Here is a 22796-nt window from a genome sequence, read left to right as displayed (position 1 = left end):
ACTAACTATAGGCAAAAATATGCAGACGGATATTCAATCCCCGCCAGAAGTGGCAGTAGAGCCCTTTCCCACCTTGATCGACCGAAGCGAAACTTCCAAACAGCCGCGAAAGTCTAAGAAGCCGGGATTTGGTATTTTGGTTTTTCTTGCCCTTAACCGACTTGCGAGTTCCACCTCCACCGGATGGGGTAGCAAGCGTTTGCAAAAAATATTCGAAACGCCGCAACGGCATTCAATCCCCCAAAAGGAACAGCAATGGCTGAAGAGTGCAAAACAGGATTGGTTTGATCACGAAGGACATCGCGCGGCTGTCTACACGTTTGGGCAAGGCCACAAAAAAGCGCTTCTGGTTCACGGGCTTTCTGGTCGGGCCGGGCAGCTCTCCGCCTTTGCAGATCCGTTGCTGGAAGAGGGGTATCAGGTCATAGCCCTGGATCTTCCTGCCCATGGAAATGCACCGGGCAAGCGCATCTCAATGCCGGCAATTGCTCGGCTACTAGCGGCTTTTCAGAAATCATACGGCGACATTGACACGCTTATCGCTCACTCCAACGGGGCGGCGGCAACCACCCTTGCACTTTCCTTTGGGATGCAAATTGAAAAAGTGATCTATCTGGCCCCCCCAGAAGATCTGAAAGGTTACCTCTATCGGTTATCCAAGCTGATCGGGTTTAATGCGAAGGTCACAAGGCATGCTGAAGCACAATTGGCCACGCGATATGGATTGCCATTTGACGCCGTTCGTGGCTCTACCCTATCCAAAAATTACAAACTCCCTGCCCTCATTTTTCATGATCTGAAGGATAAGATGGTCCCGTTTGAAGAAGGGGAACGGCTAGCCAAAAGCTGGCAGGATGCGGTTTTCGTGCGGACCGGCGGACTTGGTCACAACCGCATTTTGCAGGAGCCGGAAGTGATTGCGATCAGCAGAGAGTTTTTAAGGCGCAATTCTAGTTAATGATGTTTTCCTAAATTTCTATTATCTGATACTATTTTCCCATAGTCCTGGAAAATGGGGGAACCAGTGTCAGAACCAATCACGGAAATCACCATCGTCGGCGGCGGAACAGCCGGTTGGCTTACGGCCGCTTTTCTTGTTCGCTACATGAACGCCAACAAGAAGGAATCGCCTACCAAAATCACGCTGATTGAATCGCCGAATGTGCCGACGATTGGCGTTGGGGAAGCGACCGTGCCCAGCATGTCTGACCTGCTTCGCAGTCTCGCCATTTCGGAGCGGGAATTTTTCAGGCGCTGTAACGCCTCTTTCAAGCTGGGGGTGCGCTTCGTCAACTGGTCCCATGATCACAAAGGCAATGCGACGTCTTTCATTCATCCTTTTGATGGCAACAGTGCCCAGCTTGGCGGACAAAATCCCGCCTACCATTTTCATAAGTTCGGTGGCCCCAACGGCAAACGGAATATTGATGATGTTCTGTCCGCCAGTGTCGGCGCCATCCGCGCAAAAAGAGGACCCAAAACCCTGGATCAGGGGGATTACGAAAAAACACTGAATTATGCCTATCACCTGGATGCTGGAAAATTTGCTGAATTCCTGAGAGACATTTCCATTGAGCGCGGCGTGAACCATGTGCTTGATGACGTGGAAGCCGTCAACCTGGATGAGAAGGGGTTTGTCTCCAGCCTGACCCTGCAACGGAATGGCGAACACCCCATCCAGCTTGTCGTTGACTGCACCGGTTTTAAAGGGGTTATCATCAATGAAGCCTTGGGTGTCAAGCGTCAGGATTACAGCAAATATCTGTTGAACAACCGGGCCCTTGCCGTTCAAATTCCCCATGAAGACGTGACCCAGATCGAGCCATGCACAACCTCAACAGCACTGGGCGCAGGGTGGGTCTGGAATGTACCGCTGTTTAACCGGGTTGGAACCGGTTATGTCTTTTCCAGCGATTTCAGATCCGATGATGAAGCCATAGCGGAGTTCCTTGCTCATCTCGGCCCTCGCGGCGAAGGCGCTGAGCCCCGCGCTATTCCGGTGCATATCGGTGGAATGGAAAAAACCTGGGAGAAAAACTGTATCGCGATCGGCCTGTCAGCTGGCTTTATCGAACCATTGGAATCCACAGCCATCTATATGATTGAAAATTCCATCAAGATGCTGCTGCTCAATTTCCCCGATATGTCCTTCCCCGCATCGCTGGCGCGGCGGTTTAATGAAACAACTGACCGGATGATGGAATCCATTCGGGATTTCATCGTCCTGCATTACTGCATCAACAACCGACAGGATAGCGAGTACTGGCGGGTTGCGCGGGAGGAAATGGAAATCCCGGACAGCCTTGCGGAGATGCTGGATGAGTATCAGCATACCCTGCCGCTAACCACACCGTTTGACCGGACGTTCCTTTTCAACCGCATGAGCTTTGAGACAGTTCTTTTTGCCAAGGATTATTTCAAGGACACCACATTTCCAGCAGAGCGGTTCATTCGAAAAGAAGACTGGGTCAAACGGGTTACCCAAATGAAGAACCGGGAAAAGGCACTGATCAAAAAGTTGCCAGGTCATTATGAATTGCTCACGGCATTTCGGGGAGAGGGTACTGCAAAGCCTGCTGCTGCCCCAAATCCTTATGGCAATCTGGCCGCGGCTTATTCGTCAAAAGCAACGGTTGGCGTACCCATGGGCGGGCAACCAACAGTGATGTTTGGCGGGCAAAGTGCCAAGCCCAATATCAGTTTCAAGCCTAAGGAAAAATCAAAAAGCGACTTTTCGGAACCGAGTATCCTTTAAGACCTGAACCGTTTCCGCCAGAGCTTATTGCGCGCTTCATCACGTGCTTCATAAGCCTGAAGTGCGGCTGGAAGGGTTGAAGCATCCTCAACAGGTTCATCTCCGCCGAGGTGGGTGAGCTGCATGCTGTACCAGGCTGTAATTCCTCCCTCGGGTGGAGAGGTAAATCTTGGGAACGGCAGGGGAGCTTTGTCACCTGATTGCCATTTCTTTGGAAATGCTGGATCCAGAACGAAAGCGCGTGCCATTCCAACCAAATCGACCGCACCTGATTTAACCGCATCGATGGCTTGCCGGGGGTCCTTGAAACCACCTGTCGCCATCAGTGGCTTCTTTGTCAAAGGTCGCGCCTGTGCCGCGAAATCCAAAAAATAGGGCCCCTTACCAAGCCCGTCGGATGCGGATTTTGCCCCCGGAAAATAGGTGCCGCCGCTGATATCAATCAAGTCAATTGAGGTCGCATCCAATGCAGCGACGACTTTGAGTGCATCCTCTTCCTCCAGACCACCTTCAAGCTGATCTGTTGCATTCAGTTTAACGGCAATGGGAAAATCCGGACCGACAGCGGCGCGAACCTGTTGAATTACCTCTAATAACAGGCGCATTCTATTTTCAATGGACCCGCCATAGTGATCAGTCCGCTTGTTAAAAAGAGGCGACAAAAATTGACTGAGCAAGAAACCATGGGCCGCATGAATTTGTACGCCGCCAAAACCGAGCTTTTTTGCAAGCGCTGCCGTCGCAGCAAATTCAGTAGATACGTCTTGCAGTTCCGCCCGGCTGTATCCGTCCGATTTCAAACCAGCGATATCAAGGGGACTGGGTCCTTTGGGTGTACTGATGGGAGGATGAGACATGGCCCCAGCATGACCAAGCTGCAGCCAAAGCTCAGCGCCATTTACGGACCCACGCCTTGCAAGTTCGCGAAATTTATCCAATTCACCATCAGGCCGAAGAACCAGATTTCCCGGCTTTTCGGCAAAATTAGGATTTCCCTGGACCTCACCGATAATAGCAACCGCAAGCCCGCCTTCCGCCCATCGCTCATAAAGCCGGATCTGGGCTTCCGTAGGATTTCCCTGGCCATCTCCCAGAGAGTCTGACATCGCAGATTTGACAATACGGTTCTTTAAAATTCGACCGCAGGGTAATGTAAAGGGCTGGAATAGCTGATCCATATGATGTGTCCAAGGTTATGGGATTTTGGATGTAGTGATACTCCTTAGACTTGGAGAGCCATTTCCCACAATCAAGGTTAGCGCCCTTGACGAAGCTTTTGGTATTTCCGAAGAAGCGTATTGCGTTTGAGGCGAGATAGGTGATCAAGGTAAGTGCGCCCCTGCAAGTAATCCATCTCATGCTGAATGACGGTGGAGAGAAACCCATCTGCTTTTAAGGTTCTCTCTTCTCCCTGTTGATCCAGATACTGAACCTCGATTTGGGCAGGACGGGTAATCGAAGCCGAAATGCCGGGGTAGCTTAAAGACGCTTCTTCAAACTCTTGTGTCTCTTCAGAGCTTTGCAGGATTTGCGGATTGATCATGGCAAGATAATCACCTGGGCCTCCGTCTTTCATATGGATCACAATAATCTGCTCTGTCAGGCCCACCATATTGGCACCAATTCCGATCCCCTTCTCAGTCTCAAGAATATCAAACATCTGGCGCACATAATCCCGGGTTTCATCCGTGACCTCTGCAACCGGTTTGGCTTTCTGACGAAAGATTGGATCTGGGGCAACCACCAGAGAGAGTTTACGTGTTGTCATGATTTATATGGCGAAGCTTAACTTGATACCGTCGACGATGTACTGAATGGCAAGTGCGCCGAGGATCACCCCAAGCACGCGGGAGACAATCTGTGTGAAGGTCACCCCCATCAGTTTTTCAAGGCGCGGCGCGAGCAAAAATAAAATCAGGGTGATCAAAAGAACCACACCTAACACCAGCAATACTGTTCCCTGATGGACAAGATTATCCCGGTTCGCACTCATGAGCAGCATGATAGAGGAGATGGCGCCAGGGCCCGATATCAACGGAATAGACAGGGGAAATACCGAGACATCATCAAAGGCGTGATGCTCATTCTCGTGCGCCTTAATCTCATCACGCATGGACTCAGCACTGCTTTCCCGGCGTTTACTGCGTTTATCAAACACCATTTCCAGCGCCATCAAAAACAACATGGCACCGCCAGCGATCCGAAAAGAGGGCAGACTAACCCCGAGCAGAGCTAAAAACTTATCCCCCAGCAGAGCAAAGAACAGCAGCATGGCACCGCCGATCAGGGTTCCCTTAATAGCCATGCGGCGCTGATGTGAAAGCGTTGTCCCCTTGGTCACACTGATAAAAATGGGCAACAACCCCAAAGGGTCGATAATGACGAACAGGGTGACAAACGCGGTTAGGGCAACGTCCAAAACGGCGGGCGTGATCATGTGAGCTGCTCCTTCAAGGAAAAACCGGGAACGGATCCTAAACTCAGATTGACCCTACCATCCAGTCAGGACGAATGCCACTTTTGTCGATATAAAGCTCTGGATCCAGTCCCTTGAAGAGACCGTGATCAGTGACAAGCGCAGTTTTCCACCCCCGTGCAGCCCCGCCAAGCACATCCGTATGCAAAGTATCACCGACCATGCAAATACGGCCAGGTTCGATCTGAGATCCCTGAAGGCGCTCTTCCACTAAGTCATAGACAGAGGGAAACGGCTTGCCATGGAAGTGAACATCAATACCGTAATGTCGATCCATCCGATGCCCGAAGTAACCAGGTTCTACCGAGAAATACTCACCGCGCGGCGCGACAATATCTGGATTGGCAATGACAACAGGCCGCGGGTTTTGGCTCAACGATTTTTCAAGCAGCGCCTGACGCGCTTCTGTCCAATTCTGTACGGACAGAAACAGAAAGGCTGACACATTTTCATAGGTTTCGGGATCATCCGTAATTTCAAGGGACTGGCAGGCCAGATCCTCAATCCGGAATGTATCGGTAGCAGCAACACCCCAACAATGCTCCGGCCCGAAACTCGCCAGATCCAGTTCGGCAGCATTTCGACTGGTCACCAGTTCGTCATGAGTGAAATCAAAACCCAGCTTATTGAATTTTTCAAATGTCTCATTGCGGTTGAAGCTGGCCGCATTTGTCAGCACAAACACCTTCTTCCCCAGCCTTCTGAGTTCCTGAATACAATCGCTTGCGCCAGGGATTGGAGTGGTTCCAACATTCAGCACACCAAAGGCATCAAAAACGAACGCATCCACAGATGGAGCAACATCCAGAAGTCCTGAATGGCGTTCCGAATTTGTCGGATGAGAGGCAAAAGGAAGGCGGTCCTTGACCGCCTCATAAAGAGTAAAAGCCTGTTCCCCATCCAAGGAGGGAAACAGGTCTTCAAACAGGTTAGATGATTGCACCGCGCACCTTTGCAGAAACCCACTCGCCGACCACAACAGCAACCAGGATCACAATCAGGATCAGGGCAACCTGCGGCCAAGCCAGAACATTTAATGAGGATTGCAGTTGTAGACCAATACCGCCTGCGCCCACAAGGCCCAGAACGGTAGACTCGCGGATATTAATATCCCACCGGAAAACCGAGATCCCGGCAAAGGCTGGCAAGATTTGCGGGACGATGCCATAAACCATGACCTGCCAACGGGAAGCACCCGTCGCTGAGATTGCCTCAATCTGTTTGGGATCAATCTCCTCAATCGCTTCATAAAGCAGCTTTGCACAGAAACCGATCGAGCGAATGGCAATCGCCAAGAGGCCGGCAACCACACCTGGACCAATAATCGAGACGAGCAATAGTGCCCAAATCAAGGAGTTAATGGACCGGGTGGAGACAATGACCACCAAGGCAATCGGGCGCACAAAAACCTTGCTTGGGGTTGTGTTACTCGCCGCAAGGAAGGCAACCGGTACTGCCATCAGCAAGGCCAGAATGGTTCCCAAGGTGGCGATGTTCAGGGTATCCCAAATCGGCAGCCAAAGTTCGTTGATATATTCCCATTTTGGGGGGAAAGAACGACTGCCGATATCAGCTGCAATGCGCGGCGCATCCCAGACAAAATACCAAGTGGTGGATTTGGAGATTTCCGCCCAGCACCACATGAAGGCCGCAACAGTTACCAGATAGGCAAACCAGCGAATTAAGGTCTGATTGCGGGTTCTGAGCTGCCAGATTTTCTGACCGGATGAGGTTTCAGTGACTGGCATTACTGCACCTTCTTTCTAATGATGCCGGAGAGATATTCCAGAACCATCACCGTACCAATAATGATCAACAAAATGGCCGCAGCCGTATCAAATTCATACCGATCAAACGCTGTATTCAAGGTTGCCCCGATACCCCCAGCACCCACTAGCCCAAGCACAGCAGATTCCCGGAAATTGATATCCAGGCGATACATGGAAAGTCCGACCAACCGCGGCAAAACCTGTGGCTGAACACCATAATTGATCCACTGCATCCATGTCGCACCAGTAGATTTCACAGCCTCCGCCTGAACGCGGGACATATCCTCAATATCCTCTGCCATAAGCTTTGCCAGAAAACCGATGGTCGCGAAACTCAAGGTGATGAAACCAGCCAAAGGACCAAAACCAAAAATGGCCACCATCAGGATCGCCACAATGATTTCATTCAAAGCACGGGAGAGCGCCACAATACCGCGGCACACCAGATAAACCGGCAGAGGCGCAATATTGCGCGCGGCACCAAGACCAATAGGGATCGAGATGGCAATCCCGACAATCGTCGAGGTGATCGTCATGATCACACTTTCGATCAAGCCATCGCGAATATCAGTTCCGCGAGAGACAAAATCTGGCGTTGCGAAGGCAATGATAAAGTTCCAGCCCCGGATGAGACCTTCGCTAACCCGCGCCCAGTTGACCTCAAGCGATCCGGTCGCCAGCGAGATATAAACAAGCGTGCCAATAATCAGTCCCCAACGGAGGACCGGATTTTTGATGAAGTGAGGCTTCTTCCAGGGTTTCCCCAGCCGCATATCGAGTGTGACATCACTCATTGGGCTGCCTCTTCGAGGTCTTCCTCATCTTCGACTTTTTCAATCGTGGCTTCCCAGTCCTCCTCCCCATAGATGCGGGTGAGAACATCTGGGGTCAGTTCATCAGGGGCCCCATCAAACTGTAATTCGCCCAGCTTCAAGCCGATAACCCGCTGGACGAACATTTTGGCCAGCGCAACATCATGAATATTGATAATTGCGGCCAATTCCCGCTCTGCGCAGAGCTCACAGATCAGACGCATGATCTGGCGGGATGTTTTTGGGTCCAACGAGGCGGTTGGCTCGTCGACCAGCAACAACTCCGGATCCTGCATCAGAGCGCGGGCAATACCTACCCGTTGACGCTGACCACCGGACAGCTCATCCGCTCGTTTATCAGCCATCGCCAAAAGGCCAACCCGATCCAGCAGGCGAAACGCCTCGTCGATGTCTTTTTGAGGATATTTACGAAACAGGCTTCTCCAGAAACCGACATATCCAAGACGACCGGAGAGAACATTTTCCATGACTGTCAGGCGCTCCACCAGCGCATATTCCTGGAAAATCATTCCCATTTTCCGACGGGCGCTCCGAAGACCCCGGCTACCAAGACTGGTGATATTGACACCGTTCAAAACTGCACGGCCACTTGTTGGTTCAACCAATCTGTTGATACAGCGGATCAGGGTACTTTTACCGGCACCTGATGGGCCGATCAGGGCAATCACCTGCCCTTTCGGAATTGTCAGATCGACAGCGTTCAGGGCCAGATCCCCTGTTGGGTATCTCTTGGTCAGTTTTTCGATTTGAAGCATAACTACCTACACCGGGCGCTAAATATAAAAATGCCGCAGAAGGGATACTCCTGCGGCATGGACTGGATGCTTATTTACAGGTGTATTTCACACCATTTGCAGCGTCAATTTTCCGGATCACATCCCAGAACTCCTTGTAGGTCATTTTCAGGAATTGACCTTCGTTGGATTTCTCGAATTCCTTCTGCAAGGATGTACCTTCCCACTCAAAAGTGAAGAAAGCTTCTTCGATTTTCGCTTTCAGTTCTGGCTTCAGGTTGTAGACAACACCAAAACCAGTTGTTGGGAATGTTTGGGATTTGTAGATGGATTTTACCTGATCTGGCTTGATCACATCACGCTTAATCATCCGGCTTAAAACAGAGTTGGCAATAGAAGCGGCTTTGTAGTCCTTGTTGGCAACACCCAAGATGGAGTTGTCATGCTTACCAGAGAAAGCAGGTTCGAAATCCCGCTCTGGGATCATGTTGAAATCCGCTTTCAGGATCGCAGATGGCGCCTTAAAGCCAGAGTTTGATGTTGGAGACGTAAAGGCAAGTTGCTGGCCTTTGATATCTTCAACTTTATCAATGCCACTTCCAGGATAGGTGATGATTTCCATCTCATACCCGAAGTTACCATCCTTGGAAGCCATGATGGTGAACGGATTAAAGCCCGCACAGTTCACAGCCAGAGGGTTTGAACCTGTATTGAAGCCCGCGATGTGCAACCGACCAGAGCGCATTGCTTCAATCTGGGCAGCGTTACTCTGAACGGGGAAGAAGACGACACTTTTACCGGTCACTTTTTCCATATGGTCCAGGAAATCACTCCAAGCTTCTTTGTAGACAGCAGGGTCTTCAACGGGCGTGTAGGCAAACACAAGCGTATCCGGATCCAGTTGCTTGGATGGATCGGTTGGTGTATCCGCAAGCAGGTCACCATCACGATCACAGAAGCGCGCATCCAGCGTACCACGCGGGCAATCTTCCGCTGCTGCTGTACCGCTCATAAAGGTGGATGCAATCAAGGCGCCAGCAGCACCCATCAGAATTTTCCTGATCATATTTCGTCCTCCCAAGTTTCGAAATGTTTCAGTTTTATTTCATTTTAATGACAAATTCATGACACAGAGAAACGGGCACGACAAGCTTTTTATGTCTAATATCGCCAAGGCCTTATATTTTCTGCTATTCGTAAAGATCAAAAATAAAAGGGAAGAAAAAAATGGGGAAACTGGTCAATTCTGCGGGTGAGATTCCCTTTGGCATTTTGAAAAAACCAGCAGGGGAAATTAACTACCAGGACTACCCGCTTCGCGATCCATTTCGGCGTCTTCTGGCGGTAGAAGAACGTCATCGGCGCTTTGTTCATTTTCATTTTATCGGCTTCACCAGCAAGGCATATATCGGGGGGTGCTCTCTCACGCTTGTCGGAAATGAAAAAACCGCCTTCTTTTATCTGTTTGATCGCAAAGACGGGAGCCTTCTTAAAAAGGGGCTGCGCCTGACGGACCCAGCGGAAGGTAAAATCACCCTCGACCCAGATGACGGAATTTCCTCCCTCTCAAGGCCAGGATTTTCAGTCACCTTCACCGCGAACAAGGATAGCATGAGCAAGTCGCTAACGGTTGATGCGGGAGATGAGCTGTCCCTGCGCTTGAGTTTTAGTGAAACCGAAGATCAGTTTGAAACCTTGCGCCTGACGACCCCAACAGGACCGAACGGCTGGACCTACTGTCAGAAAGTGGCCGGCATCCATGCCCAAGGGGAGCTAACCTTTCAGGGAAATCATATTGATTTATCGTCTCAGTCGCTGACTGCGCATCATGATTTCACTGCCGGGTTTCTGCGGCCTGATACCTTTTGGAACTGGGCCTGTATTACCGGTGTGGATACCACAGGAAACCTAATAGGGCTCAATGTCTCGAATGGGGTCAACGAAACCGGGTGGAGTGAAAACAGGATCTGGATTGATGGCAAAAGCCATGAGGTCGGCCTCTTTGCTTTTACATATGATCCAGATGACCTGGAAAAGCCCTGGTTGATCACATCAGAAGAAGGATCCCGGCTTACATTTACGGCTGAAGGCAAGTACGCGGCAATGAACGATAAGATCCAAACGGCCTTCGATTTTCACCAGCTATTTGGCCATTTCGATGGGATTATCAGAACCAGTTCTGGCGCAGAGATTGAAATTCAAAACCTGCCCGGCTTCTGTGAACGCCAATACGCAATTTGGTGGATTTAAAACGAACGGACTAGACAGACGGCGATTTTTCAGGGAACATTGTCTCAATAATAAGAATAAGGAAACCCTGTGCCTATTCCAGCAGCACTCCAGAGCAACAGAACGTTGCAAGGCGTCTTGTGGATGATCCTAGCGACCCTCCTCTTTGTCGCCATGACAAGTGTCATCCGATATCTCGGCTCCAACATCCCGAGCATCCAAGCTGCCTTTATCCGCTATTTATTTGCGGTTATCATGACCATCCCAGTGATCATTCGGTACTGGCCGTTTAAAATGAGCTTAAGAACCGCTCAACTCTATTCGGCTCGCGCTATTGTTCATGCGGTTGGGGTTATGTTGTGGTTCTATGCCATGGCCCGTATTCCGGTTGCAGAAGTCACAGCCATTGGATACGCCTCCCCAATTTTTGTCGCCATCGGAGCTGCCCTTTTCCTCGGTGAGAAAATGAGGGCTCGGCGCATCATGGGAATTGTTTTTGGCTTTATAGGAACACTGGTTATCCTTCGCCCAGGATTTCAGGATATTAACCTGGGTCAACTTGCGCAGCTTTCTGCCACCCCGCTTTTTGCCATCTCCTTTATTCTGGCGAAAAAGCTTACAGAGACAGAGCGTTCAGTGGTCATTGTGAGTTTCCTCTCAATCGGATGCACCCTAGCCTTGTTGCCCGGTGCCATTTACCAATGGCAAACCCCGTCAATCGAAGAGTTATTCTGGCTGTTCCTGACCGCTTTCTTTGCAACAGTCGGTCACTATGCCATGACACGCGCTATTGAAGCGGCCCCCTTAACAGTGACCCAGCCACTTGGGTTCTTGCAGCTAATCTGGGCAATCATTGTTGGCTATGTTTTGTTTGGAGAAGAAGTTGATCACTTCGTTCTGCTCGGCGGGGCAATTGTCGTCGCCTCAACGACCTACATTTCACACAGAGAACTGAAATCGAGTAAGGCTCCGGGAGATGAATTTGTCAAAAAAGGCAAGTTTCAAGGTGGTACGCACGAATAGCGATTTCCAAATCGAGGCAACCGATCGAATTTTCCGTTCCAAAAAATGAGAAATCAGATCCTCCATTGCGGCAAATCAATGCTGGAGGCTGCGAGTTGAAGTGATATGCGGGTGTCGAATTCTAAATATGGATGGTGAATAACATGACACACGTACCGCACGAACTGGCCGAAGAGTTTCCAGAAGCAAAAGAAAAAATCCAGGAACTCAACAAGACAGACCAGCATTTTGCGAAATTGACTGAGGATTACCACAAACTGAACCGGGAAATTCATCGGCATGAGACTAATGTCGAACCCGTTGATGAGGGGTTCGAGAAGCAGCTTCGCCGGCAGCGTCTGGCGCTATTGGATGAGATCAAGACATATTTCTGATCCCCGAAAAACTCAGATACATTTAGGCCCGGATTTCCGGGCCTAATTCATTTCCGCAATAAATTTTCGGATTAACTCCACGCCTTCTTGATCAATTGTAGACCTTCCAAGCTCCGGCATCATGATCCCAGGATCCGTGCTATCCATCCGAAACAGCAAAATTGATTTTTCAGGCGCACCAGGATGGATATCCACCAGCAATCCGCCTGCTCCTCGGCCAGCTGCAACGGGGGGCTTATTGACGCCCCAATGAACTTCACGATTTTCCTCATAGTTTAAATAAAGACCACTGGTATCTGCAGGATGGCCCGGCGAATGACAATGCGCACAGTTCCCATCAAGATATGCCCGCGCCCGTGCCTGCAAATTCCCGTCATCAGGATTAAAGGGTTCGGGAACCCGAGGGCTTTCCTCCAGATTTTCAGGCCCGCCTTTCAAATAACCGGCCTGCCTGAGGAGTTCCAATTGATTTTCGGATTTCCCCTTTGCCTGTCGGTTAAGGTTACGCACCTTTGGCCCAATTGGTGTAAAAGCCTTGTCCGCGTTTACATGACAACCCTTGCATTGGTTCATGTTGGGAACCGCATAATTAATAATGTCGGATTTTCCATCTGCCCAGACCACTGGAATCTCAAGCCGCTTTCCAGCAACCTTAAGACGGGCTTCGGTCTGCTCTTCATTCCACACATAAGGATAGGCTTTCCACCCATCTCTCTTGTGGATCAACAGACGCGTTTCAATGTAGCGAATATCTGCGTCCGGCTGTTCAAAGCTGGCGGGATAGGCAAAGGTTTTGACAAGGACGGTCCCCACTGGAAATTCCAACACGCCATCCTCCTGATAAGTAGCAGGACCACTTTCCTTCGGGATATAAAGATAGCGGATTTTCAGGGCGTAATCCGTGAAAAGGGGATTATTCAATTCATATAGAACCAGGCCTTCAGCCTGATTTCTGGCTCCGGCATCTTGGAATAAGCCATATTCCGAGAGTGTGCGAGCCGGCTTGGTCGCCAGTAACTTGTTCTGATCAATAGCCCAAACCGACTGAGACGCACCCCCCAACACACTTACTGCGAACAACAGCAACCAAAAGCGGATACCCTTCATTGAGCAACCAGTTCCATGGCAGGTCGTCCGCGAATGGTGACGTCAACCGCGGGCAAAGACGGATAGGATTTGGCATATGGCGCCATATCAAAATCCGGAGAATGGAAAATTGGGGCCACCACATGCATGATCATATTGGCATTCCCATAAGGCTTCACCCCATCCAGATGCGTGTTGTCATGAAGTGCAAGACTGTCTTCTTCGGCCTGCCCAAAGAATAGATAATCCATGAGAGGGAGAACTCCGTCCCACACGACATCTGGTACCGGAGTACCGACCGTTTCCCGCAAAATGGTTCCGAATTGACCGGGGTCTGGATCCATTCCTGATTTTCCGAATTTGTTATGATGGATATGAATTTTTTTAGGAGTCGGTTGATAGTTTTCATCCTCAAACTCGTCCACATAACTGGCAACAACTATATTCACAGTATCGTTGCCATAAAACTCGTTCTCAAAAACCTCCACATTCTCATTAGCCATGACAATCATGCCAGTTCCGCGCGGCACGATACCGACGATATTTCCTTCTGGCGCAAAATTATCCGTATCATTGTCAAAGGACTTATTTCTGAAAAACCGAACATTGTGGCCACCCTGTTTGGGCAGATTTGGTAAATCAAAAACCAGCAGTCCCCCTGTGTTACGGGTCATGACATTATCAAACACATCAGCGCGGTAACTATTTTCGATCTCAAGCCCAGCCACATTAAATTCGCCGCGACTTTTGGTGACAATTATATCTTCGCTTTGTCCGACATATATCCCAGCGTCGGAGGCTCCAATTGCTACACATCCATAAATAAAAACATTTTTGGACTGAACTGGATAAAGCCCATACGCACCGTTTGTAGATTTGGGTCCACCCGTCCATTCAGTGCGGATATTGATCATGGCGATCCCGTCCACACCTTTTGCTTTGACGGCGTCACCTTTTGAATCCTCAACAGCAAAATCTCTCAGCACCACCTGGTCTGAGGTAACCAGCAGCCCTTCTGATCCGCCTTTCTGTCCCTTGAAAGAGAGAATGGTTTTATCCATCCCCGCGCCCTTCACTGTCACATTTGCAACATCGAGGGATAATCCATCGGTTAACTTATAGAAACCGGCTGCCAGCTCAATTGTCTGACCTGGCTCTGCCAGAATGAGCGCCTCCTGAATTTCTTCCTGTGCATTTTCGCTCGGCGATACCCGAATGACATCGTCTGCCAGAACCGGTCCCGACAAAATGATTAAAGCTGTAGCTATAATTCCCAGCATACCCCGCTGCACCCTCAAAAAGGTAGCGGGCATCTTCCCCCTGATAGATTGCATAGGTTTTCTTCCCTATTTATTAGCTGTATTCCCAAATAATAATGGACATATTAGTCTTTTCGATTTATGAGTTATCGTCAAGACAAAATGTGAAAAGTATTCACTTTTAAAAAAAGTATTAAGCTGTATAGATTAAATATGAACAACCGCAAACAGCCCACCCAAGCCCGCTCCAGACAACGGGTGCAAAAAATAATTTCCGCAACTCGAGAGCTAGCGACAACAGCCGAAATCTCCAATATTACGACAAGCTCTATCGCCAAGGCTGCTGGCGTTCCTGTGGGATCTGTATATCAGTATTTTGAAGATAAAAATGATGTTTTACTGGCGGTTGCTGAACAACTTGTAAATGAACAGGACCAAAAATTGCAGGAGCTATATGCGGAAATCAGCTCTCATGCACACTGGCGCCATATTGTGAAAGCTGTTCAACAAGCGTTTATCCGAATAAATAGCGAAGATATTCTTTACCAGCGCCTCAGTCGGGCTCTTTCCTGGACCAAAGAATGGGATCAAATGAATTCCCGCTCCACCAACAAAATGGTCGAGTTTTTTGCAAATTATGGCCTGCTCACCGAACGGGGCTTCTCACCTGCAGAAGCCCGCAACATTGTTCGTGTGATCGTCACCCTGACATCATCCTTGTCCCGCGCGGCCCATGAACTTCCCACAAAAGAGGAAGCTGATAGGCTTTTGGAAGAGATGCCAAAGATGACAATTGCCTATCTGGCAACAATTCTTGGCGACTGATCAACCTCTGCCGATATAAGGCATTGCCGTTGCCATCACAGTCATGAACTGTACGTTGGCATCAAGAGGTAAACTATCCATATAAAGAACGGCAGATGCGACATTGCTCACGTCCATAACGGGCTCGGGCTTGACCTCTAGATTGGCTTGGGGAACGCCTTTTTGCATCACCTCAGTCATATCTGTGGCCGCATTTCCAATATCGATCTGGCCGCAAGCGATGTTAAAGGCCCGCCCATCCAACGACAGGGACTTCGTCAGCCCTGTAATGGCGTGCTTTGTAGACGTATAGGGAGCGCTATATGGGCGTGGTACATGAGCCGAAATCGAGCCATTATTGATAATCCGTCCGCCCTGAGGATCCTGGTGACGCATGATCGAGAAAGCTTCCCGCGCACAGAAATAAGATCCGTTCAGGTTGGTGTTGACCACATTTACCCAGGAGTCGATGGAAAGTTCGTCACACGGAACTGGTGAGGCGCCAATACCGGCATTGTTAAACAGAAGATCCAGCCGCCCCGACTTTTCACGCACCTTTTGAAAAAGCTCAGTAACGCTGACCGGATCGGCAACATCAACACCAACTGCAATTGCACGGCCTGACGTGTCGCCTGCCAGACGAACAGTTTCATCCAATCGTGACAGGGTTCGACCTGCCAGATAGACTGTGTATCCAGCCGCCAGCAATTCCAAAGCGACGGCACGGCCAATACCGGATCCAGCGCCGGTAACAACTGAAACTTTACTCACTTCCATCTCCTTTTAAGCACTCTTACGCTTTGCCCGTTTTTCGGCTTGGCCCGCAACCAGTCGACGCTTGCGAGGAGCCGTCATCCAAACAGCCAAACAAGACGTCAGGCAAACCACTATAGCCAATGCAAACCCCGCCCGATAGTTCCCTGTTACGTCATAAAGATATCCTGTAATCCATGGGCCAACACCTCCCCCGAGCAGTGAGATCATGCTGAACACGCCAAAAATGGCCCCGTATCGCCGTCCCTGAAACAAATCGGCTGGCATCGCCCCAAAAACGGCAGCCATCGCATAACCCAGGCCTCCTTGTGCGATCACCATGAGATACATCATGAAGTGGCTGGGTGAGAATTCTAACACCAGAAGACAGATGTAACACAGGGTGAAACCGCCAACGGAAATGCTCCAAACCCATTCACGACCGATACGATCCGATAAGTGCCCAAGGTAAATTTGGCCAATTACGCCCGCAAATCCAACAAAGCCAAGGGCAAAGGAAGCGTCCAGTTCAGATATCCCGATCTCTATCAGGTACTTGGTTTGGTGAACCTGTACCGCATACCAAACATAAAGGGCACTGCTGGCAGCAAGGCTCATCCACCAGAACTCTTTTGTTTTCAAGGCCCGAGGCAAAGACCAGTCAGTCGCCGCCCATTGATGATCAACAATCGGATCGATATCGGGCGCAGCGGCGGCAGCTGGATCATTGGTTTCTGTCACAACCGTTACGCCATCAGGCTTAAGCCCAAGGGTTGCCGGGTTTCGCCGCTGAAAAACCAGATTAAGAGGGAGGACAATTACCATCAAAAGGATTGCCATAAACCAACAGGCATAACGCCACCCCTCCTCATTGATCATGCTTTGAATAACGGGCATCAGGATAATGGAACCAATCCCAACCCCTGAAAAAGCAATCCCAACGGCAAGACCCCGTCGCTTTTCAAACCAGGTTGGCAAGAACATGGAATGACCGACGTAAGTCATCATGATCCCCGCCCCGACAACCAACAAGCCAAGCGTCGCATAGATATGCCAGGGTTGGCTCGCGTAAGTCGCCAGAACCATTCCCAAACTGACACAAAGAGCAGATCCGGAAATCAGATAGCGACTGTCGACGCTGTCCATCAACCGACCCAGAACCGGGGAAATCAATCCTGCGAATATGAAACCCACGGTGAACGCAGCTGCCGTCGTTGCCCTATCCCAACCAAATTCATTAAGGATTGCTGGATACAGGAGGGAAAAAGCGGTTCGGACGTTGACCCCAATTCCCATGGTAATAAAGACGATTGCCACCACAATCCAACCATAGAAGATCGGCGAGCGCGCAAGAAACTGGTTGAACGGATTGAGCGATCTCTCCCCAACAGACATGAGCGTTTCCTTTTATTATTTTGAGGAAACTGTACCTGAGTTTTAGAAACACTCAAAGCATGTTGATCAGGAAATGTCTTAAAAGATCAGTCTTGGGCCGGTGAAAGTTGAGCCTCAGAGGAGAGGCGAAGGTCCTGACAATTATGGAGATAACCCGTTTTGCGAATAACTTTTCCGTCCCGATCACGCCCCTGACTGCCATAGGCAATACAGTATTTCACATGTGGTTTTTTAGCATTGGCGGCTGCAAACATACCGCGCCACCAAATACTGGAACGGCGGGTAACCCGGGCATTTTCACCACTTGGCAAATAAGTCTGGGACGAATAATCCAGTACATTACAAAAAACAAACTTATCTGCTGCCTGAAACAGACTTTCAGTCACCCAGTAGAGGTCTTCTTCGGGGATGAGATCCAGTACATTGGTTGCAATAACGCCGTCATAAGTTTTGGATAAGGCCTGGTCCTGATCATTTAGGGCAGGGTCATAACAGGTGACCTGCTTCAATTGCCAATAATCACAAAGATTATCCGCCACCAATTGCCCATTCTGGAAAACCTCATCCGTATATTGGCGCCCTTTACCACTTCCAAAATCCAGAAGAGTTTCAGCCTCAGTCGCTCGTGATAATTTTCGGATTGTTTTTGCGTGTTTGAAAACGCCTCGCCCACTGAATGTCTCCAGCGGCGTAAATTTAACAACGTCCCCATCCTTTCGCCGCCATACACCGTCTGAGTGCATCACACGATAGTAGTCAAGTAGCTGCCGATAGCGAGGGCTGGGACTGTCAAACGAATACATACAAATCAATTAGCTACACTAGATCAAACCAAGTCTGGGAGAGATATTAACACAAACTTAACAAATGGGTTGTGATTTTTGTAACTGGACAGCAAAAAAGTGGATGATAGATTGTCTGCGGTTGATTTCACTGCCCCTTCGGCATTCCCAGCAGATAATTCATTCCTAATCTGGAGCTAAAATTGGAAGATGCATCCCGCTCATCGTCAGTCGGTCCCGTTGAACAGGTCATTCTTCTGGCACTGCTCTCCTCTCTTATCGCCCTGTCGATAGACATCATGCTGCCTGCATTGGCGCATATCGAGAACGAGCTGCAATCCAACAGTCCAAATGGGCGTCAATTTATTATTGGCGCCACCTTTGTCGGGATGGCGGTAGGCATGATGCTGTATGGCCCAATATCAGACAGCGTGGGTCGAAAGCCGCCGATTTATGCGGGCATTACAATTTTTCTAACGGGTTGTCTTCTCTCCTTTTTCAGTGAGTCCTTTGCGGTCATGCTGGTCGGCCGCTTCCTGCAAGGCCTTGGGGCTGCAAGCCCACGGGTAGTCTCCATTGCTTTAATCCGGGATCAATATTCAGGACGGGAAATGGCCCGCTTTACCTCTTTGGTCATGACCGTGTTCATCCTGGTGCCTGTGCTGGCACCTGCCCTTGGCCAGTCTGTAATGTTGCTATCCTCTTGGCGGATGATTTTTGGCGCCATGTTCATTCTTGGGACGATCGCAATTTTTTGGTTTGGGTTTCGGCAGGTTGAGACACTCGAACGACCAAGGCGCATCGCCTTTTCGTTTTCCCGCCTTGGCATTGCTGTCATGGAAGTGGTCAAGACACCTGTTTCTCTAGGCTACACACTTGCAACCGGGTTTATCTTTGCGGCATTTCTGAGTTTCCTCAGCATGTCTCAGCAGATCTTTCAGGATCAGTATGGCGTTGGCGAACTCTTTCCGCTTTATTTTGCATCTCTTGCTCTTTCTTTTGGGGGTGCCAGCTTTGCCAACTCAACATTGGTCATGAAACTCGGGATGAAAAGTCTGGTAGCAAAAGCCTTGTGGTCCTTCGTCGTCATCTCCATCTGCTTCCTGATTTATGCTTTTTCAGTCGGTGGGCATCCGCCACTATTCATACTGCTTCCATTTCTGATGCTGGTTTTCTTCTGTGTGGGAATTTTGTTCGGGAACATGAATGCCCTCGCTATGGAGCCGCTTGGTCATATCGCGGGCGTGGCATCTGCTGTAATCACCTCCCTTTCAACCTTTATGTCCGTAATTTTCGGAACCATTGTGGCGCAGTCCTATAATGGAACAATCTTGCCGCTGGTGATTGGGTTTAGTATTTTCAGCCTCACATCACTAACCATCATGTACATCACGAATTCAAAGGTACCTATTACAGAGGCCTAATGGCTCTTGCGATGTTATTTCAGTTACAATAGCTTTCTCAGAATTTGATTTAAAAGGATACCCTGCCATGTCTGTTCGAACCGGTCGCGAGTTCTTGAGTATTCCCGGGCCAACCAATATCCCTGAGCAGGTGCTGAATGCCATGCATCACCCTGCCATTGATATTCATCGGGCAGATTTTCCAGGACGAACTGAAAGCTTACTCCAGAACCTGAAAAACACATTCAAGACTGAAGGACGCACGTTTATCTATATCGCCAACGGTCATGGCGCCTGGGAGGCTGCCCTCAGTAATGCTTGCAGCAAAGGAGACAAGCTCCTGGTTCTGGAAAGTGGTTTGTTTGCGAACGGCTGGGGCGAATTTGGTCGGTCCTTGGGTCTGGATATTGAAATTCTGGCTGGATCCTGGCGGAAATCGGTTGATCCAGACAAAGTCAAAGAACGTCTTGCCAAAGATACTGACCATACGATCAAGGGCATCCTGATGGTTCAGGTCGATACTGCATCTGGGATTTGTAATGATGTTAAGGCCGTAGGAAAGGCTATCAAAGAGGTTGGGCACCCTGCACTCTTTATGGTGGATACGATCGCATCCCTTGGCACCATGGAATTTAAGATGGATGAATGGGGAGTGGATCTGGCTGTTTCAGCAGCTCAAAAAGGGCTCATGTCACCCCCCGGTCTCAGCTTCAACGCCGCTGGCCCGCGTGCCATGGACGTCCACCAAACCGCAGGACTTCGAACCGCTTACTGGGACTGGACTGCCAGAATGGGTGATGCCCATTACCTGAAATATGCAGGAACCCCGCCTGAGCATCTTCTGTTTGCGCTTGAGCAATCTTTTGAAATCCTGAATGCAGAAACGCTTGAGAATTCCACTTTGCGTCACCAATTGCTGGCAGGTGCCTGCTGGGCAGCGGTTTCTAAATGGGCCGAGGGTGGCGTTCTGGAATTTAATGTTCCCGACCCGGCAGAAAGATCAACCGGTGTGACAACGATCCTCTTCAACAAAGGCTACACGCCTGAGCCCCTTTTGAAATATTGTAACGAGAAATGCGGTGTGGTCGTTGGTATCGGCATTGGCGCCCTCGAAGGTTTGGCGATGCGCATTGCCCATATGGGTTACGCTAACGCCCCAATGCTGCTTGGAACGCTCAGTGCAATTGAAATGGGACTACAAGCTCTCGAAATTCCTCATGGGGAGGGTGGAACCAGCGCCGCCATCAAATACTTGTCAGAGAATGTGCCCATTTCGTGATTTCCACCACGTGAAACTCTCTTCTGAAATGAGGATGCCTGACATATGATAAAGGCGTCTTGAAGTGGGAGGATATTTTCATGACAGGAAAATCATCCAAGGATCATGCAGGTGTAAAAATTCCACCGCCGCTCTGCTTTGGGAGCTTTCTGGGGGCAGGAATTCTCATTCAGTCTGACTGGGTTTACGGAAGACTTCCTCCATGGAATGAAGTTATTCTTGGCCTGCTTGTTTTCATTGCAGGCTTCGCCGTCATTCTGCTGGAAGCCTACCGTCATCATCAACACGGCACCAATGTCGAGCCTTGGAAACCGACCACAGAAATCATCACGACAGGTTTCTATAAATACTCCCGCAATCCCATATATGTTGGGATGATCGTATCTTATATCGGGGGTGCGATCATGGCCAACAGTTGGCTGGCAATTTTGTTATTACCCATTCCTATCTGGATCATTCGCTTCCATGTGATAGCCAAGGAAGAGGCGTATTTGGAGGATAAGTTTGGCAAGGATTACAAGGATTATAAGTCTCGGGTGAGACGCTGGATCTAACTTCAGCGTTCCAGCGGCAAGTCACTTAAGCCGGGATAGCTTGGCCGGTCGCTTTTTCAATCAGCGCCTTGGCCACCACCCTTGCGTCCCCTGCCGGATCCTTCGCATAACCGAGTTGCGCAGAGACTGTAGCCCCCTCCTTCACCAACATGAGCTGGCGAGCCAATTGCTCCGGCCTATCGGCATTTGCCTTGATCGCCAAATCTGCCAAATAGCGAACTATCGTTTCCTTATGCTCTGCTGCTTTTAGATGGATCGGATGAGTGGCTGCCCCATATTCACCAGCTGCCCGCATAAACATACAGCCGCAGAAATCGGGCTGTGCAAACCATTCACGCAATACATCAAACAGAGCAAGCAACTGACCGGCAGGAGTATCTGCCAGTTCAGCAATCCGGACAAACATCCAGTCCCGAAGCTTTTGATCCCTAAGCTCCAACACAGCCAGGATCAAATCCTCTTTCGTTCGAAAGTATTTGTACATGGACGTCTTGGAAATTCCGGTTTCCAGCGCCAGCAAATCCATACCGGATGCCTGATACCCATTCCGGTTAAAAATTTTCAAAGCTTGTTCCACCAGTTCATTACGACGGGATGGGCGCATTCTTTTTCCTTAAGTAACAGATCTGTTCTCTAAACCAAATTTACAGAACTTAAGTCAAAGCCAAACTGAAATATCGAAATACGTGACTTCTATCACAAAACCAACCTGTTTGGGAAAATTCTTATTGATAAATGAACAGATCTGTACATTTTATTTAAAGTGAACAGATCTGTAAACTTTAGAGAAGGAAATCAAAATGACCCGCCCTCCCCTTCCTCCCTTTACCGAGGAAACAGCCAAACAGAAGGTCCGAGCAGCGGAAGATGGCTGGAACAGCAGAACCCCTGCCAAGGTTGCTCTCGCCTATTCCGAAAATAGTGAATGGCGCAATCGGGCCGAAATTTTTTCAGGACGGGAGAAAATTGAAAAATTCCTGACCCGGAAATGGGATCGGGAGTTGGATTATCGCCTAATTAAAGAACTTTGGGCATGGAGCGAAAACCGCATCTCTGTCCGATTTGCTTATGAGTGGAGAGATGACAGTGGGCAATGGTACCGATCTTTCGGAAATGAAAATTGGGAGTTTGACGAAGGTGGTTTTATGCAGCGCCGCTTTGCTTGCATTAATGACAAACCTATCAATGAGACTGACCGAAAATTCCGTTGGCCAATTGGGCGTCGCCCAGATGATCACCCCGGCCTGAGCGATCTCGGCCTTTAACCCCAACCCCTTCACAACCCTCT

At 49.6% G+C, this 22796-nt stretch carries 24 protein-coding genes; 10 read left to right on the top strand and 14 right to left on the bottom strand.

The annotated features are described in order from the left end of the window. The first annotated feature begins 19 nt into the window (after positions 1 to 19). Together HH301_RS05755 and HH301_RS05750 are read left to right on the top strand one after the other, a co-directional pair. A complete protein-coding gene (locus tag HH301_RS05755; protein WP_169567491.1) occupies positions 20 to 958 on the top strand; it encodes an alpha/beta hydrolase in 939 nt (312 codons plus the stop codon). 66 nt (positions 959 to 1024) lie between these two features. After that, a complete protein-coding gene (locus tag HH301_RS05750; protein WP_169567489.1) occupies positions 1025 to 2755 on the top strand; it encodes a tryptophan 7-halogenase in 1731 nt (576 codons plus the stop codon). Here HH301_RS05750 and HH301_RS05745 read toward each other — a convergent pair. The 8 genes from HH301_RS05745 to phnD form a co-directional block, all read right to left on the bottom strand. Continuing rightward, positions 2752 to 3933 carry an oxidoreductase gene (locus tag HH301_RS05745; RefSeq protein WP_169567487.1) on the bottom strand — a complete coding sequence of 394 codons (1182 nt, stop codon included), beginning with the start codon at positions 3931 to 3933 and terminating at the stop codon, positions 2752 to 2754. The genes HH301_RS05750 and HH301_RS05745 overlap by 4 nt on opposite strands. 77 nt (positions 3934 to 4010) lie before the next feature. Continuing rightward, positions 4011 to 4523 (bottom strand): peptide deformylase, encoded by a 513-nt coding sequence (gene def, locus HH301_RS05740; protein WP_169567485.1) that lies wholly within the window; start codon positions 4521 to 4523, stop codon positions 4011 to 4013. Positions 4524 to 4526: 3 nt separating this feature from the next. Further along, entirely contained in the window at positions 4527 to 5192 is a 666-nt protein-coding gene (locus HH301_RS05735; protein WP_206378187.1) for a MarC family protein, read from the bottom strand. Positions 5193 to 5235: 43 nt separating this feature from the next. Continuing rightward, positions 5236 to 6174 carry an HAD-IIA family hydrolase gene (locus tag HH301_RS05730; RefSeq protein WP_206378186.1) on the bottom strand — a complete coding sequence of 313 codons (939 nt, stop codon included), beginning with the start codon at positions 6172 to 6174 and terminating at the stop codon, positions 5236 to 5238. Beyond that, entirely contained in the window at positions 6161 to 6979 is an 819-nt protein-coding gene (gene phnE, locus HH301_RS05725; protein ID WP_169567483.1) for a phosphonate ABC transporter, permease protein PhnE, read from the bottom strand. Before phnE (HH301_RS05725) ends, HH301_RS05730 begins: the two co-directional genes overlap by 14 nt. Further along, complete coding sequence (gene phnE, locus HH301_RS05720; RefSeq protein ID WP_169567481.1) at positions 6979 to 7794, bottom strand: phosphonate ABC transporter, permease protein PhnE; 816 nt, start codon at positions 7792 to 7794, stop codon at positions 6979 to 6981. Before phnE (HH301_RS05720) ends, phnE (HH301_RS05725) begins: the two co-directional genes overlap by 1 nt. After that, positions 7791 to 8588: a phosphonate ABC transporter ATP-binding protein gene (gene phnC, locus HH301_RS05715; RefSeq protein WP_169567479.1), complete on the bottom strand. Its 798-nt coding sequence runs from the start codon at positions 8586 to 8588 to the stop codon at positions 7791 to 7793. The genes phnE (HH301_RS05720) and phnC overlap by 4 nt, the downstream gene beginning before the upstream one ends. Before the next feature lie 70 nt (positions 8589 to 8658). Further along, the gene (gene phnD / locus HH301_RS05710; RefSeq protein WP_420821180.1) at positions 8659 to 9615 is read right to left on the bottom strand and encodes a phosphate/phosphite/phosphonate ABC transporter substrate-binding protein; all 957 of its coding nucleotides are present in this window, start codon (positions 9613 to 9615) and stop codon (positions 8659 to 8661) included. 179 nt (positions 9616 to 9794) lie between these two features. Between phnD and HH301_RS05705 the strand changes: the two genes are divergently transcribed. The 3 genes from HH301_RS05705 to HH301_RS05695 all read left to right on the top strand — a co-directional run bounded on the left by HH301_RS05705 (position 9795) and on the right by HH301_RS05695 (position 12193). After that, positions 9795 to 10817, top strand: a complete 1023-nt coding sequence (locus tag HH301_RS05705) for a DUF2804 domain-containing protein (protein WP_169567475.1) — start codon at positions 9795 to 9797, stop codon at positions 10815 to 10817. 69 nt (positions 10818 to 10886) lie between these two features. After that, complete coding sequence (locus HH301_RS05700) at positions 10887 to 11819, top strand: EamA family transporter (RefSeq protein WP_206378185.1); 933 nt, start codon at positions 10887 to 10889, stop codon at positions 11817 to 11819. A 143-nt stretch (positions 11820 to 11962) separates the two neighbouring features. After that, complete coding sequence (locus tag HH301_RS05695; RefSeq protein ID WP_169567473.1) at positions 11963 to 12193, top strand: HP1242/YdcH family protein; 231 nt, start codon at positions 11963 to 11965, stop codon at positions 12191 to 12193. Between the two features lie 42 nt (positions 12194 to 12235). On the opposite strand, the gene HH301_RS05690 is transcribed toward HH301_RS05695, so the two are convergent. Beyond that, positions 12236 to 13300: an SO2930 family diheme c-type cytochrome gene (locus HH301_RS05690; RefSeq protein ID WP_169567471.1), complete on the bottom strand. Its 1065-nt coding sequence runs from the start codon at positions 13298 to 13300 to the stop codon at positions 12236 to 12238. Next, entirely contained in the window at positions 13297 to 14592 is a 1296-nt protein-coding gene (locus tag HH301_RS05685) for a parallel beta-helix domain-containing protein (protein WP_206378184.1), read from the bottom strand. Before HH301_RS05685 ends, HH301_RS05690 begins: the two co-directional genes overlap by 4 nt. A 159-nt stretch (positions 14593 to 14751) precedes the next feature. On the opposite strand from HH301_RS05685, the gene HH301_RS05680 reads away from it, so the two are divergent. Then, on the top strand, positions 14752 to 15363 hold the full coding sequence (locus HH301_RS05680) for a TetR/AcrR family transcriptional regulator (protein WP_169567469.1): 612 nt from the start codon (positions 14752 to 14754) through the stop codon (positions 15361 to 15363). Here the strand turns inward: HH301_RS05680 and HH301_RS05675 are convergent, their stop codons facing one another. The 3 genes from HH301_RS05675 to HH301_RS05665 form a co-directional block, all read right to left on the bottom strand. Continuing rightward, positions 15364 to 16119 (bottom strand): SDR family oxidoreductase, encoded by a 756-nt coding sequence (locus HH301_RS05675; RefSeq protein ID WP_169567468.1) that lies wholly within the window; start codon positions 16117 to 16119, stop codon positions 15364 to 15366. It abuts the gene before it with no gap. 6 nt (positions 16120 to 16125) lie between these two features. Beyond that, positions 16126 to 17490, bottom strand: a complete 1365-nt coding sequence (locus tag HH301_RS05670; RefSeq protein ID WP_169567467.1) for an MFS transporter — start codon at positions 17488 to 17490, stop codon at positions 16126 to 16128. An 86-nt stretch (positions 17491 to 17576) separates the two neighbouring features. Next, positions 17577 to 18293: a hypothetical protein gene (locus HH301_RS05665; RefSeq protein ID WP_169567466.1), complete on the bottom strand. Its 717-nt coding sequence runs from the start codon at positions 18291 to 18293 to the stop codon at positions 17577 to 17579. 182 nt (positions 18294 to 18475) lie between these two features. Here HH301_RS05665 and HH301_RS05660 point away from each other — a divergent pair, with 182 nt between their 5' ends. The 3 genes from HH301_RS05660 to HH301_RS05650 all read left to right on the top strand — a co-directional run bounded on the left by HH301_RS05660 (position 18476) and on the right by HH301_RS05650 (position 21508). Then, a complete protein-coding gene (locus tag HH301_RS05660; RefSeq protein WP_169567465.1) occupies positions 18476 to 19696 on the top strand; it encodes a multidrug effflux MFS transporter in 1221 nt (406 codons plus the stop codon). Positions 19697 to 19763: 67 nt separating this feature from the next. Continuing rightward, positions 19764 to 20954 carry a pyridoxal-phosphate-dependent aminotransferase family protein gene (locus HH301_RS05655; protein ID WP_169567464.1) on the top strand — a complete coding sequence of 397 codons (1191 nt, stop codon included), beginning with the start codon at positions 19764 to 19766 and terminating at the stop codon, positions 20952 to 20954. A gap of 80 nt (positions 20955 to 21034) precedes the next feature. Further along, positions 21035 to 21508: a methyltransferase family protein gene (locus HH301_RS05650; protein ID WP_169567463.1), complete on the top strand. Its 474-nt coding sequence runs from the start codon at positions 21035 to 21037 to the stop codon at positions 21506 to 21508. A gap of 25 nt (positions 21509 to 21533) precedes the next feature. Here HH301_RS05650 and HH301_RS05645 read toward each other — a convergent pair whose 3' ends face one another. Next, complete coding sequence (locus HH301_RS05645; protein WP_169567461.1) at positions 21534 to 22112, bottom strand: TetR/AcrR family transcriptional regulator; 579 nt, start codon at positions 22110 to 22112, stop codon at positions 21534 to 21536. 196 nt (positions 22113 to 22308) lie between these two features. Between HH301_RS05645 and HH301_RS05640 the strand changes: the two genes are divergently transcribed. Continuing rightward, positions 22309 to 22773, top strand: coding sequence for a nuclear transport factor 2 family protein (locus HH301_RS05640; RefSeq protein WP_169567459.1), 465 nt, complete (start codon positions 22309 to 22311; stop codon positions 22771 to 22773). Positions 22774 to 22796 lie beyond the last annotated feature (23 nt).

It is taken from the genome of Sneathiella limimaris, assembly GCF_012932565.1.
Classification (GTDB): domain Bacteria; phylum Pseudomonadota; class Alphaproteobacteria; order Sneathiellales; family Sneathiellaceae; genus Sneathiella; species Sneathiella limimaris.
Note: the sequence above shows the minus strand (reverse complement) of the source record. Positions and strands in the feature narration are given on the sequence as shown.

Coding starts and splice junctions, on each gene's coding strand:
- HH301_RS05755 (WP_169567491.1), top strand. CDS start 20: ATGCAGACGGATATTCAATCCCCGCCAGAAGTGGCAGTAGAGCCCTTT.
- HH301_RS05745 (WP_169567487.1), bottom strand. CDS start 3,933: ATGGATCAGCTATTCCAGCCCTTTACATTACCCTGCGGTCGAATTTTA.
- def (WP_169567485.1), bottom strand. CDS start 4,523: ATGACAACACGTAAACTCTCTCTGGTGGTTGCCCCAGATCCAATCTTT.
- HH301_RS05735 (WP_206378187.1), bottom strand. CDS start 5,192: ATGATCACGCCCGCCGTTTTGGACGTTGCCCTAACCGCGTTTGTCACC.
- phnE (WP_169567483.1), bottom strand. CDS start 6,979: ATGCCAGTCACTGAAACCTCATCCGGTCAGAAAATCTGGCAGCTCAGA.
- phnE (WP_169567481.1), bottom strand. CDS start 7,794: ATGAGTGATGTCACACTCGATATGCGGCTGGGGAAACCCTGGAAGAAG.
- phnC (WP_169567479.1), bottom strand. CDS start 8,588: ATGCTTCAAATCGAAAAACTGACCAAGAGATACCCAACAGGGGATCTG.
- phnD (WP_420821180.1), bottom strand. CDS start 9,615: ATGGGTGCTGCTGGCGCCTTGATTGCATCCACCTTTATGAGCGGTACA.
- HH301_RS05705 (WP_169567475.1), top strand. CDS start 9,795: ATGGGGAAACTGGTCAATTCTGCGGGTGAGATTCCCTTTGGCATTTTG.
- HH301_RS05695 (WP_169567473.1), top strand. CDS start 11,963: ATGACACACGTACCGCACGAACTGGCCGAAGAGTTTCCAGAAGCAAAA.
- HH301_RS05690 (WP_169567471.1), bottom strand. CDS start 13,300: ATGAAGGGTATCCGCTTTTGGTTGCTGTTGTTCGCAGTAAGTGTGTTG.
- HH301_RS05685 (WP_206378184.1), bottom strand. CDS start 14,592: ATGCCCGCTACCTTTTTGAGGGTGCAGCGGGGTATGCTGGGAATTATA.
- HH301_RS05680 (WP_169567469.1), top strand. CDS start 14,752: ATGAACAACCGCAAACAGCCCACCCAAGCCCGCTCCAGACAACGGGTG.
- HH301_RS05675 (WP_169567468.1), bottom strand. CDS start 16,119: ATGGAAGTGAGTAAAGTTTCAGTTGTTACCGGCGCTGGATCCGGTATT.
- HH301_RS05670 (WP_169567467.1), bottom strand. CDS start 17,490: ATGTCTGTTGGGGAGAGATCGCTCAATCCGTTCAACCAGTTTCTTGCG.
- HH301_RS05665 (WP_169567466.1), bottom strand. CDS start 18,293: ATGTATTCGTTTGACAGTCCCAGCCCTCGCTATCGGCAGCTACTTGAC.
- HH301_RS05655 (WP_169567464.1), top strand. CDS start 19,764: ATGTCTGTTCGAACCGGTCGCGAGTTCTTGAGTATTCCCGGGCCAACC.
- HH301_RS05650 (WP_169567463.1), top strand. CDS start 21,035: ATGACAGGAAAATCATCCAAGGATCATGCAGGTGTAAAAATTCCACCG.
- HH301_RS05645 (WP_169567461.1), bottom strand. CDS start 22,112: ATGCGCCCATCCCGTCGTAATGAACTGGTGGAACAAGCTTTGAAAATT.
- HH301_RS05640 (WP_169567459.1), top strand. CDS start 22,309: ATGACCCGCCCTCCCCTTCCTCCCTTTACCGAGGAAACAGCCAAACAG.